We start from the raw sequence: 12,554 nt of genomic DNA on the forward strand, positions 1-12,554 counted from the left end.
AGTAACATCGGCCGCATCGGACTACCCTATCCTCATTACACAGGGAGATATCGCATGCTGACGATCATACTGCTGGTGGCCCTGCTGGGCTTGGCTTTGCTGTTCGCGCCCGGCCCCGTGCGCCGCGCCCTGCTTGCCCCGCACTTGCTGGCCTTGTTCAAGCGCATCATGCCAACGATGTCCGACACGGAACGCGACGCGCTCGAAGCGGGCACCACGTGGTGGGATGCCGAGCTGTTTTCCGGCCAGCCCGACTGGCCAAAACTGCTGGGCTATGGACGCGCCGCGCTCACGGCCGAGGAGCGCCACTTTCTCGAGCATGACGTCGAGCGGCTGTGTGAACTGGTCAACGACTGGGAAACGCAGCAGGCGCAGGATTTACCGCCGCAAGCCTGGGACTACATGAAAAGCCAGGGTTTCCTCGGCATGATCATTCCCAAGCAATACGGCGGCAAGCAATTCTCCGCCTACATGCACTCCCAAGTGGTGATGAAGCTGTCGAGCCGCTGCTCGGCGCTGGCCGTGACCGTGATGGTGCCCAATTCGCTGGGGCCGGCCGAACTGTTGTTGCACTACGGCACCGAAGAACAGAAAAACCATTATCTGCCGCGATTGGCCGCCGGCACGGAGATTCCCTGCTTTGCCCTGACCAGCCCGTACGCGGGTTCCGACGCGGCCGCCATTCCCGACCTGGGCGTCGTGTGCATGGGCATGCATGAGGGCCGCGCCACCCTGGGTTTCCGCCTCACGTGGAACAAGCGCTACATCACCCTGGCGCCCGTGGCCACCTTGCTGGGCCTGGCATTCCAGACCAGCGATCCCGAGCATCTGCTGTCCGACAACGATGCGCCCGGCATCACCTGCGCGCTGATCCCCGCCAGCCACGACGGTGTCGTGATCGGCCGCCGCCATCACCCCTTGAATGCCGCCTTCCAGAACGGCCCCACCTCCGGCAACGATGTCTTCATCCCCATCGACTGGGTCATCGGCGGCCAGGCGCAAGTGGGCAAAGGATGGCGCATGCTGATGGAATGCCTGGCGGCCGGGCGCGCCATCTCTCTGCCCTCATCCAGCGTGGGCATGGGCAAGATGGCCGTGCGCGGCACCGGCGCGTATGCGGCCGTGCGGCGCCAGTTCAACATGCCGATCGGCAAGTTCGAAGGGGTGCAGGAAGCGCTGGCCCGCATGGGCGCCAACCTGTACCTGATGGATGCGGCGCGCACCCTGGCCGCGCACGCCGTCGACCTGGGAGAGAAGCCGGCCGTCATTTCCGCCATCGTCAAATACCACGTCACGGAACGGGGACGCGCGCTCGTCAATGACGGCATGGACATTCTCGGCGGCAAGGGCATCTGCGTTGGCCCCAACAATTTCCTCGCCAGCGCCTACCAGCAAATCCCCATCGCCATCACGGTCGAAGGCGCCAACATCCTCACGCGCAGCCTGATCATCTTCGGCCAGGGCGCCATCCGCGCGCACCCGTATGTGCTCAGGGAAATGGCCGCCGTAAGCGAAAGCGACGGCCGCAAGGCTCTGCGCGATTTCGATGCGGCCTTCTTTGGCCACGTGGGCTTTGTGCTGGGCAACCTGGCCAGGGGATTGTGGTACGGACTGGGCGGCGCGCGCCTGGCAGCCGCGCCCGACGCCGGCGCGCCCGCACTGGCGCCCTACTACCGCGCGTTGACGCGGCTGTCGACGGCGTTTGCCGTCATGACGGATATGTCGATGTTCGTGCTTGGCGGCGAACTCAAGCGCCGCGAACGGCTGTCCGCCCGGCTGGGCGACGTGCTGGCGCAACTGTACCTGGCCTCGTCCGTGCTGAAACGCTACGAGGATGATGGCCGGCCCGAGGCCGACCTGCCCTATGTGCACTGGTCGCTGCAAGATGCGCTGGTCAAGGCGCAGCAGGGTTTGACGGGCGTGCTCGACAATTTCCCCGCGCGCGTGCTGGCCATGCTGCTGCGCACCCTGCTGTTCCCGTTTGGCCTGCCCCATCGCCCACCGTCCGACGAACTGGGCAGTGAAGTGGCGCTGGCCCTGCAAACGCCGGGCGCCAACCGCGAACGCCTGCTGGCCGATGGCCATGTGGCCAGCGACGCGGCAGATCCCGTGGCTTGCGCCGAGCGGGCGCTGGCCCTGCTGCCCGACGTCCTGCACATCGAAAAACGCCTGAAGGATACACCCGAAGGCGCGGCCCTGCGACACCTGCCGCAAAGCCTGTCCGCCATGCAACAGTGGCTGGCGACGGCCAAGGCCGCAGGCTCGGTCAGCTGCCAGGAGCACAATACCTTGCTGGAATATGCGCGTTTGGTCGACGGCTTGATACAGGTCGACGATTTTGCGCCGGAGACGATGCGACAGGCACATGGCAGTGACACCAGCCCGATCGTGCATGTCCTTGGTGGAGAATCTCCTGCTGGTGAAAACCGTGCCGCCTAACTGGAAAATCTTCTTTCTGGCTATTGGGCACTAATGATGCGGACAAATAGTCTAATTGCCCGACTGCGCCGGTTTTTATGTTGAAAGCCAACTCAAGGATTCCTTTAGCGACATACCCAGGGGCACAATTCTCAAGGTGGCAGCTAGAATGATTGCTCGAGGCCAACAAAAGGAACTGTAATGGGTATCAAAATGAACACAGCACTCGATAGTGCTGGCATTGAATGGACCGCCGAAATTTATTCGAAGGGAAAAGGCACGGAGCCCCTTCGTTGCTCCCATTGCTCTGTTCACGTCACCCATCAGAATGCACATACGCGGGAGCGGGACGACAAACCTTATCTGGTATCTGCTTATTTCCGTTTGCTTCCTGGCGGCCATCATGCAGAAGGATGCAAGCATGCCATCAACGACAAGGTCAAATCGATAGCAAACGAATCGACGGGGCTCTTTGAAAGCATCCGCAATGGCCAATACCGGCTGCGCCTAGTCATGATCAGAGACGCATTGTCAGAACTGAGCAAAAAAGCAACGAATAGTGACGAAAAATCTGCAAACGGCAGTAGCAAAACATTTGAAAGTTCACGAGGAAAACTTCCCGCCTATATCAACTCGGCCAAGCGTGTGCTGCAATTACGTGCACTCTGCGATGAGGACGAAGAGATTGCGATGTATCTGGAATTGATATTCGAAGGTAACACGACCGTACCATGGTCTCATTTCTATTTCGAGACAGAGCGCCATCTTGATGCCTACAGAAATGCGATACGCAATACAGTACAACACCCTATCGCCTTGCATGGCACGGTCAAATCGAAGCGCATTGGCATAGGCAAGAATCAAACAAGCAATGTATTGAACCTCACAAAAAACAAATACCTTGCGGATGCCAATGATCCGGAAATTGGTATCGGCGTCGAAGCCAGTGTCTGGTGCGAGAATGCTGACTGGCTGGCAAAACTCAATACTGGTGATGAGGTTGTAGTCTTCGGTATGTGGAAGGCAAAAGCAGGAGAGATATTAGCGTCGAGCAAACCGGAGCAGTACCGTTTCAAATCATTCATTACTCATAAACTATCGCTCTGGCCAGCTCTCGCGACACAAATTACACGCGTATCTTAGTTAAAAACGACCGTCTGTTTCGACGCAGGAAAATGCATTCCCATGGTGTCGAATTAGTGCAATTTCTTGACGTTAGGCAATGCAATATGGGGCCAGCCAGCATAAGATCGCCGGCTTTGCCCATCCCCCATGCGCCACGCTCCCGAACTCCTCCTGCCTGCCGGCTCCCTGGCCAAGATGCACGCCGCCTTCGACTTTGGTGCCGACGCCGTCTACGCGGGCCAGCCGCGCTACAGCTTGCGCGTGCGCAATAACGACTTTTCGACTTTGCAAGCCTTGCAGGAGGGCATTGATGGCGCCCATGCGCGCGGCAAGCAATTCTTTGTCGCCAGCAATATCTTCGCCCACAACGCCAAGCTGAAAACGTATTTGCGCGACATGGAGCCGGTGATCGCCATGCGCCCCGACGCGCTGATCATGGCCGACCCCGGCCTGATCATGATGGTGCGCGACAAGTGGCCGGACGTTCCCGTGCACCTGTCGGTCCAGGCGAACGCCGTCAACTGGGCCGACGTGAAGTTCTGGCACCGCATGGGCCTGACGCGCGTGATTTTGTCGCGCGAGCTGTCGCTCGACGAGATCGAGGAAATCCGCCAGCGCTGCCCGGAAATGGAACTGGAGGTATTCGTCCACGGCGCCCTGTGCATCGCCTATTCGGGCCGCTGCCTGCTGTCCGGCTATTTCAATCACCGCGACCCGAATCAGGGCACGTGCACGAATTCCTGCCGCTGGGATTACAAGGTGAAAAATGCCACCGAAGACGCCAGCGGCGACCTGGGCGGCATGCAGGTGGTGCCGCTGGAATTTCACCAGGCGCTGGCCGAGGCCGACAACAATGCGTTTTCCGCCCTGCATCAGCAGCCGCGCCACCCGCTGGCCGATCAGCCATACTTCATCGAAGAAGCCCAGCGTCCGGGCCAGCTGATGCCCATCCTCGAAGACGAGCACGGCACCTACATCATGAATTCGAAGGACTTGCGCGCCGTCGAGCACATCGAGCGCCTGGTGAAAATCGGCGTCGATTCGCTGAAAGTCGAGGGCCGCACCAAGTCGCTGTACTACGCGGCACGGACAGCGCAAGTCTACCGCCAGGCCATCGATGATGCCGTCACGGGCAAGCCCTTCGACATTGGTCTCTTGGGCCAGCTGCAAGGCCTGGCCAACCGCGGCTATACGGATGGTTTCTATCAACGCCATCATACCCAGGCGCACCAGAACTACATGCGCGGCGCGTCCGAGGCGGACCGCAGCCAGTACGTGGGCGACGTGCTGGGCGTGACGGACGGCTGGGCGCGGGTGGACGTGAAAAACCGCTTCGCCGTGGGCGACCGCATCGAGGCCGTGCATCCGGGCGGCAACCGCGACTTCACCATTACCCGCATGCTCAGCGACGACGGCAGCGAGATCCAGGTGGCGCCCGGCAGCGGCCACTTCGTGCGCATCGAACTCGACGGTGCTCTCGACAAGGCCTTGCTGGCGCGCTATTTGTAACCGCCAGTCTGGCGGCGGCAACGGCAAACCAGTCCGCAAGTGTTTGATTTGACAAGAAAAATTTCCGCTGGCATGGCCTAAACAATTTGTTTAGGCTTCAACATTACTATACGATACGGCCACCCGCGCCCGGGGGCCTGATCGGCATCCCGTGCGTCCCTGACACGTTCACCGGAATCCCCGATGCCACCTGCCACACCTGCCCTGATCACCAATGACGCCGTCGTCCTCGGCCTGCTCGCCATGACCCTGGGGGCCGTCTTCTGGAGCGCCTCGCGCCCCGACGGCTTCTGGAAAAAGTTCTACACGTACATTCCTTCCCTGCTGATGTGCTATCTGATCCCGGCACTGCTCAACACCTTCGGCATCATCGATGGCAACGCTTCCGGCCTGTACGCCGTGGCGCGCGATTACCTGCTGCCCAGCGCGCTGGTGCTGCTGTGCGTGGCCATCGATTTCGGCGGCATCATCCGTCTCGGCCCCAAGGCCATCATCATGTTTTTGACGGGCACGCTGGGCGTCATGCTGGGCGCCCTCGTCTCGTTCGAGGCGCTGCGTTTGATCCACCCGGAAACAGTGGCGGGCGATACGTGGCGCGGCATGACGACTGTCGCCGGCTCGTGGATAGGCGGCGGCGCCAACCAAGCGGCCATGAAGGAAGTGTTTGAAGTGGATGCCACCCTGTTCGGCCAGTTCGTCGCCGTCGACGTGCTGGTGGCCAACGTCTGGACGGCCGTGCTGCTGTTCCTGGCCGGCCGCGCGGGCGCCTTCGACCGCTGGACCGGCGCGGACTTATCCGCCATCAATGCACTCAAGGACAGCATCGAAAGCTACCGCACGCAACACGCGCGCATCGCCACCCTCACCGACATCATGATCATCCTCGGCGTGGGCCTGGGCGTGACGGGCCTGTCGCATTTCCTTGCCGGCCCCATCATCAGCTGGATCAACACCCTGCCCGCCGCCTGGCGCTTGCAGGACTACAGCCTGACGTCGAACTTCTTCTGGATCGTCGTGCTCGCCACCACCTTCGGCTTGCTGCTGAGCTTTACCCGGGCGCGCAGCCTGGAAGGCGCGGGCGCCTCGACCATCGGCTCGGCCATGCTGTACGTGCTGGTGGCTACGATCGGCATGCACATGGACCTGAAAGCCCTGTTCGACAAGCCTTTCCTGTTCCTGCTGGGCCTGATCTGGATCGCCGTGCATGGCGGCCTGATGCTGCTCGTCGCCAAGCTGATCCGCGCACCGCTGTTCTTCATGGCCGTCGGCTCGCAGGCGAACATCGGCGGCGCCGCTTCCGCCCCCGTCATCGCCAGCGCCTTCCACCCGGCCCTGGCGCCCGTCGGCGTGCTGCTGGCCGTGCTCGGCTACGCGCTGGGCACCTACGGCGCCTACATCACGGGCTTGATCTTGCGCGGCATGGCGGGGTGACGCTCCTGGCAGCACAATGACGACAACGCCAGCCTGCGGGCTGGCGTTGTCGTTTATGGGCTGCTCAGCTTACTACCAGCCACCACTAGTTGCTGGAGGGAGACACAATACATAAATAAAATACAACTTTATGAATGAAAGGGCATGAAGTGGGATAGTATTTTAAAGCAACATAATTTCAAGAAAGTAATTTTTGCTTTAAACGCATCCTATCGCACGCAACAAGGCTCAGTTAGCCTCTCCGCCACTCATGAATGAACGTCTCCCCACTCCGTTGGCGAATGCCAGGTCAGTATGGACCAGCAACACGCGCCCAACGCCCGCTGAAATGCGTGAGCTCGCCTACGATACAACGTCATCGTCGCTGCCCGATAAAAAACTGCTGGTCTGCGCTGCACCTCGCGCATCGAGCAAGCGACTGGCCCGCCTGTTGCTCGGCGCGGGCATGGGCGTGCCGCTGGAATATTTCAATGACAACAGCATACAGGCGCTGACGGAGCGTTGGCAGATCAAGCAACAGGATTACCTGGCGCATATGTATGCCAGGCGTTCCGCAAATGGCGTGTTCGCGTCGAATATCCAGTTTCCCCAGATTCAAAAGTGGCCCCATGCACACGATTTTGCTGCCCTGTTCGAAGGCGCAACGGTCATTCATTTGATCCGTGACAACAAACTCGCCCAGGCAGCGTCCCTGGCGACCTGCATGGTCACGGGGCGCTGGGGTTTCGAAGCCGCCACGGTGACAAAAAATTACTCGACCTGGCGCCTGAAACTGGCGGCGCGCAAGGCCATGCAGCTCATTGCCGAGGATGAACAACTTTGGCAGAACTGGTTCAGGCAACGGGGTATCGAACCGCTCGTCATCAGTACCGAACGTGTCAACCGGCACGATCTGACGCTGATCAATGAGATTGCCGGTTTGCTCGGCGTCAGCGCCGATGTGGCAAGTGCCCAGCGCATGCTGGACGTGGATCAGGGCGCCTACCCGGGCGATCCGGAACTGAAATCGCGCTTTCGCGCCCTCATCGAAGAACTCGCGGCACGCAGCTAATCCGCGCCCCCGGCTTCGCCACCTCGTTAAACACATAGAACAGGACGAACATTGAATATCTTTATGGTGCGGCCCACCACGCGCAACATCGGAAACGATCTCATCGGCTATGCTACCGCCGAGCTCCTCTACGAAGTGTTCGGAGAAGCCACCAATGTCGTCAGCATTCCCGCCTTGAAGGGACCGCAGTTTGGCGGCCTGGTAGCGCGCCAGATCTATGACATGAACCGTCTCGCCGACGCCGTCATCGTGGGCGGCGGGAATCTGTTTGAAAACGGCCAGCTGTCCTATGATGCCCAGGCCGTCAATGCCTTGCGCCGGCCGATGATGCTGATGGGCCTGTCCCACGGCCGCATCACGGGGCGCGACGGGCAAATGGAAGACCGCACCGATGCGCTCAGCCCGACTGCGATACGGCACTTGGTCGAGCACGCCAAGGTGGCCATGGTGCGCGACACGGGCTCGCAAGAAATCCTCGCCGACCTTGGCGCCAAGGTGACGGTCGGAGGCTGCCCCACGCTGTACTTGCCGCCGAATGCCGAAGGCGAAGCGGCCACGGGCGGCGTGATCATTTCAGTCCGTCACCCCATGCGCATGAGCGTTCCTGCCACCTTGCAGTGGCGCATCGCAGAAGACCTGCGCCGCCTGATTGCCGCCCTGCGTGCCGAATATGCGCAACCGGTTTATCTGGCCTGCCACGACTACATCGATCTCGAATTCGCTGCCGGTTTCCCGGAAGCATCGCCCATGTACTTTGACGAGGTCGGCCGGTACATCGAGGCGCTGCGCACCTGCAAGCTGCACGTCAGCTACCGCCTGCATGGCTTCCTGCCGTGCCTGGCCATGGGTTCGCACAGCATCAATCTGTCGTATGACGAACGGGGCCGCTCGATGCTGTCGACCATCGGCATGGCGTCGTGGGATGTCGATCTGATGCAAAGTGGCGACTGCGTGAGCGCCATCATGGACCGCGCACGCTCGGCCGCGCAATATCACCGCGCCCGCCAGGACGCTCTGCCGCTGATACAGGAGTTGCGTCAGATCACGCTGCGCGGCTTGCAGACCTTGCGCACCCTGGCAACGGAGCAATGAGATGAGCTTGCCATCCTCGTCCCAGGGCGTGTGGCTGAAATGCCACGTCCGCGACCTCTCATCCTGGGAGTCGATGACCGAGCGCGTGCTCAGCGAGCTCATTTCCACGGTCGGGCAAATGAAAGGCGCCGCTGCGGCCCAGCTGCTGCGCCAGCATGGCATCGAGCGCCTGCACGAAGTCATCGACACCGACGATGTGGCGTCCTTGCGCAACCAGGTACTGGAGCGCCTGCGCCAGCCCTTGCTGGCCATGGCAACGGCCGTCGGACGCCAGGTCCTGGGCTGGGATGGCGACTTCTATGTGGACGACTATTTGATCCTGCGCATCAACTTCCCTTATGAAGTGGCCCGCAAGACCAATCCATCGAGCGAAAATCCCGGCATTGGCAGGCTCAGCGCTAGCGTGCGCGACAAATTCCAGACGCGCAAGGTCATCGACCCCGTGTATGCGCCGAAAGCGTATCACCGCGGCCACCCGCCCGCCGCCTGGGCGCATGGTCCGCACATCGATAGCTGGGCCGGCCACTCCCGCGACGGGCGCAATATCTGGTGGGCCATCGGCGAAGTGCCGGCGCAAGCGGGCATGGTGCTGTATCCGGAATTGGCCAACGTCCCGCTGCCCTGCGAGCGGCGCACGCTCTATCTGCAAGCGGGCTACCGCCTGCCCGTGCCCACCTACCTGCCCCTGGCAGCAGGCGAGATGCTGGTCTTCGATCCCGAAGTGCTGCACGGCACGCATCTGAACACGACCGATGCCACGCGCGTGGCCATTTCCATGCGCCTGAACGCTTCCAGGCCAACGTTCGATCCCGCCTGCTTTTATTCGCGTGAATTCTGGCGCCGGGCCACCGATATCGAGCAGGGCCATGATGAAGTCCTGCATCTGCAACGCGAAGACAACTTCGGTGCGCCCGTTGCCAGCATCCCCGTGCAGACGCCGCCTGCCGTTCCCGTCATCGCTGGCCAGCTCGACCAGACAAGCGGCCTCATACATGGCCAACTGCCTGCCGCCGGGCCGGATACGCAGCGCATCATCGTCGATGCCGCGCCATATCGCATCATGCTGGTACACACCCGCGACGGCACCCGTGCCTACGACGCGGCCTGCCCGCATTACGGTGTAGACCTGGCCGACGGCGGATGTGACAGCGATAAAGTGTATTGCCCGGCCTGTGCCATCTCGTTCGACTTGCAAACAGGAAAATCATCGTGCCCGTCATTGACACTGCAACCGTATGAAGTCCGGCAAGACGGCGCAACCGTACGCATCCGTGTTGCGCCGCCTGCGGCCGTGGCGACATGAGCGCAGCGGCAGTCAGCGTCATCATTTGCACCAGGAACGGCTGGTCGCGGGGATTTCTCGACGACACCTTGCAGTCCTTGCTGGCCCAGTCCCGGCCCGCGCAAGAAATCCTGCTGATCGATGACGCCAGCAGCGATGGCACGGCCGCCTACGTCCGGCAAGCCTACCCGCAAGTGACCGTCCTGCCGAATGCCGGCAAGGGACTGGCGGCGGCCCGGAATACGGGCGTGGCCGCGGTGCGCTCTGCATGGGTGGCATTCATTGACGATGACGACATCTGGCGCCCTGAAAAACTGGCCGAACAACTTGCACAGGTACAAGCATCTGAAACGCCGGATGCGATTGTGTATGCCTCACAAATTGCCACGCTTAACAGCCATGGCGGCAATCCCGTGGCTTGGGCAACGCCACGCCAGTTTGCCTCCTGGCCGGCCTGTCTGCTGGGCTCGCCTATTCAGCCATCCGGCGTGCTGCTCAGCAAAAAATTACTTTCCCGCATGGGGCCCTTCAACGAACAGATACAGGAAGGTGCCGCCTACGATTACTGGATACGCTGCCTGAGCGCCGGGATGTCCATCCGCTACAGCACCAATATCCTGCTGCATTATCGGCAGCATCATCCGCAGATGACGGCGCCGGCGCGCAGGCTCGAGCATTTCCTGAATATCGACGCCATTGTCGCGCCCTATCTCGAGCGGCTGGCGCCGGCGCTGGCAAAGCGGGTCCGCTGCGCGCGCCTGCTGAACAATTTGCGTTCCCTGCTGGGCCATACCGGCATCTCGGCGGCCGTGCGCTACTGGCGCGCCAGCGTGCCGCGCCCGGCACCCGGCGTGCGCTCCGTTTGCTATTTCCTGCTCGATACCGTCGCATGCCGGGCGCCGCACCGGATCCGCCACACACTGCGGCAGCGCGCCATGCAGCTACTGATCGGCAAGAAAACGTCCTTGCCCGAACTGCGCCCGGAACGCTCCGGGCATCCGATGTAAAGGGCAAAAACGCCAGCGCTTCCGCTGGCGTTTTTGTTTTTTCGGTCAACTTCCCTACCAGACCACTGCCTGTTTTGACATGCCGGCCAGCTGGAAAATGCGCCCCGCAATGTAGCAGAAACCCCTCAGAACCAAATTTCCGCACCATTTTCGTGCGAAATCTGCGATGATAGTTGCCCAAATAACCGATTACCTCCATGGAATTCTGATGAAATACGCATCTGCTCACGAGTATGTCCAGCATGTCGCCGCACGCAATCCAGGTCAACCCGAGTTTCTGCAAGCCGTCACCGAAGTCATGGAGAGCTTGTGGCCGTTCCTGGAACAGCACCCGAAATACGCGGAACAAGGCTTGCTGGAACGCTTGATCGAGCCGGAGCGCGTGGTGATGTTCCGCGTGTCGTGGGTCGATGACCATGGACAAGTGCAAGTCAATCGCGGCTACCGCATCCAGCACAGCATGGCCATCGGACCGTACAAGGGCGGCATCCGCTTCCACCCTTCCGTGACCCTGTCCGTGCTGAAATTCCTCGCCTTTGAGCAAACATTCAAGAATGCCCTGACGACCTTGCCGATGGGCGGCGGCAAGGGCGGCGCCGATTTCGATCCGAAGGGCAAGAGCCCGGGCGAAGTGATGCGCTTCTGCCAGGCCTTCGTCAGTGAACTCTTCCGCCATGTGGGTTCGGACACGGACGTGCCGGCCGGCGACATCGGCGTGGGCGGGCGCGAAGTGGGCTATATGGCCGGCATGATGAAAAAGCTCAGCAACCGCGCCGACTGCGTGTTCACGGGCAAGGGCGCCAGCTTCGGCGGCTCGCTGATGCGCCCGGAAGCGACGGGCTACGGCACCGTGTATTTCGCCGAAGAAATGCTGAAAACGCGGGGCCGCTCGTTCGAAGGCATGCGCGTGTCCGTGTCCGGCTCGGGCAACGTGGCGCAATATGCAGTGGAAAAGGCCATGGCGATGGGGGCGAAAGTCATCACCGTCTCCGATTCCAGCGGCACCGTCATCGACGAAGACGGCTTTACGCCGGAAAAGCTGGCCATCCTGATGGAGGTCAAGAACCATTTGTATGGCAGGGTCAGCGACTACGCTGCGCGCACGGGCGTGCGCTTCGAAGCGGGCGTGTCGCCATGGCATGTGCCGGTCGACATCGCCCTGCCCTGCGCCACGCAAAATGAACTGAACATCGACGATGCGCGCACCTTGATCGCCAATGGCGTGCAATGCGTGGCCGAAGGCGCCAACATGCCCACCACCATCGAGGCCGCCAAGGCCTTCGAAGCGGCTGGCGTGCTGTATGCGCCGGGCAAGGCCAGCAACGCGGGCGGCGTGGCCACGTCCGGCCTGGAAATGAGCCAGAACGCGGCCCGCATTTCCTGGCCGCGCGAAGAAGTCGATGCGCGTTTGCTGCAGATCATGCAAGGCATCCACGCCGCGTGCAAGCAATACGGCACGCGCGCCGATGGCACGGTCAGCTATGTGGATGGCGCCAATATCGCCGGTTTCGTGAAAGTGGCCGATGCCATGCTGGCGCAGGGGGTGATCTGACCGCAGCTTGGATGAGGCGTAGGTCGGATTAGCGCACAAGCGCGTAATCCGACGCCATCGTTGGCACGGCTGGTGGTGGTGTCGGAT

General features: G+C 61.4%; 9 protein-coding genes. All 9 read left to right on the plus strand.

What is annotated here, in order from left to right:
* Positions 1–54 precede the first annotated feature (54 nt).
* The 9 genes from KO539_RS27980 to gdhA all read left to right on the plus strand — a co-directional run bounded on the left by KO539_RS27980 (position 55) and on the right by gdhA (position 12,467).
* Entirely contained in the window at positions 55–2,439 is a 2,385-nt protein-coding gene (locus KO539_RS27980; protein WP_219313428.1) for an acyl-CoA dehydrogenase, read from the plus strand.
* 180 nt (positions 2,440–2,619) lie between these two features.
* The gene (locus tag KO539_RS27985) at positions 2,620–3,561 is read left to right on the plus strand and encodes a hypothetical protein (RefSeq protein ID WP_219313430.1); all 942 of its coding nucleotides are present in this window, start codon (positions 2,620–2,622) and stop codon (positions 3,559–3,561) included.
* 129 nt (positions 3,562–3,690) lie between these two features.
* Positions 3,691–5,052 carry a tRNA 5-hydroxyuridine modification protein YegQ gene (gene yegQ / locus KO539_RS27990; protein ID WP_219313432.1) on the plus strand — a complete coding sequence of 454 codons (1,362 nt, stop codon included), beginning with the start codon at positions 3,691–3,693 and terminating at the stop codon, positions 5,050–5,052.
* 183 nt (positions 5,053–5,235) lie between these two features.
* Positions 5,236–6,483 carry a DUF819 domain-containing protein gene (locus KO539_RS27995; protein ID WP_219313434.1) on the plus strand — a complete coding sequence of 416 codons (1,248 nt, stop codon included), beginning with the start codon at positions 5,236–5,238 and terminating at the stop codon, positions 6,481–6,483.
* A 328-nt stretch (positions 6,484–6,811) separates the two neighbouring features.
* Positions 6,812–7,534 (plus strand): Stf0 family sulfotransferase, encoded by a 723-nt coding sequence (locus tag KO539_RS28000; protein WP_219313436.1) that lies wholly within the window; start codon positions 6,812–6,814, stop codon positions 7,532–7,534.
* 51 nt (positions 7,535–7,585) lie between these two features.
* Entirely contained in the window at positions 7,586–8,626 is a 1,041-nt protein-coding gene (locus tag KO539_RS28005; RefSeq protein WP_219313438.1) for a polysaccharide pyruvyl transferase family protein, read from the plus strand.
* Position 8,627: 1 nt separating this feature from the next.
* Entirely contained in the window at positions 8,628–9,929 is a 1,302-nt protein-coding gene (locus KO539_RS28010) for a Rieske 2Fe-2S domain-containing protein (protein ID WP_219313440.1), read from the plus strand.
* Complete coding sequence (locus KO539_RS28015) at positions 9,926–10,915, plus strand: glycosyltransferase family 2 protein (protein WP_219313442.1); 990 nt, start codon at positions 9,926–9,928, stop codon at positions 10,913–10,915. The genes KO539_RS28010 and KO539_RS28015 overlap by 4 nt, the downstream gene beginning before the upstream one ends.
* 208 nt (positions 10,916–11,123) lie before the next feature.
* A complete protein-coding gene (gdhA, locus tag KO539_RS28020; RefSeq protein WP_219313444.1) occupies positions 11,124–12,467 on the plus strand; it encodes an NADP-specific glutamate dehydrogenase in 1,344 nt (447 codons plus the stop codon).
* Positions 12,468–12,554: the final 87 nt, after the last annotated feature.

This window comes from Janthinobacterium sp. NKUCC06_STL, from assembly GCF_019345455.1.
Lineage (GTDB): Bacteria > Pseudomonadota > Gammaproteobacteria > Burkholderiales > Burkholderiaceae_D > Janthinobacterium > Janthinobacterium rivuli.

Coding starts and splice junctions, on each gene's coding strand:
- KO539_RS27980 (WP_219313428.1), top strand. CDS start 55: ATGCTGACGATCATACTGCTGGTGGCCCTGCTGGGCTTGGCTTTGCTG.
- KO539_RS27985 (WP_219313430.1), top strand. CDS start 2,620: ATGGGTATCAAAATGAACACAGCACTCGATAGTGCTGGCATTGAATGG.
- yegQ (WP_219313432.1), top strand. CDS start 3,691: ATGCGCCACGCTCCCGAACTCCTCCTGCCTGCCGGCTCCCTGGCCAAG.
- KO539_RS27995 (WP_219313434.1), top strand. CDS start 5,236: ATGCCACCTGCCACACCTGCCCTGATCACCAATGACGCCGTCGTCCTC.
- KO539_RS28000 (WP_219313436.1), top strand. CDS start 6,812: ATGCGTGAGCTCGCCTACGATACAACGTCATCGTCGCTGCCCGATAAA.
- KO539_RS28010 (WP_219313440.1), top strand. CDS start 8,628: ATGAGCTTGCCATCCTCGTCCCAGGGCGTGTGGCTGAAATGCCACGTC.
- KO539_RS28015 (WP_219313442.1), top strand. CDS start 9,926: ATGAGCGCAGCGGCAGTCAGCGTCATCATTTGCACCAGGAACGGCTGG.
- gdhA (WP_219313444.1), top strand. CDS start 11,124: ATGAAATACGCATCTGCTCACGAGTATGTCCAGCATGTCGCCGCACGC.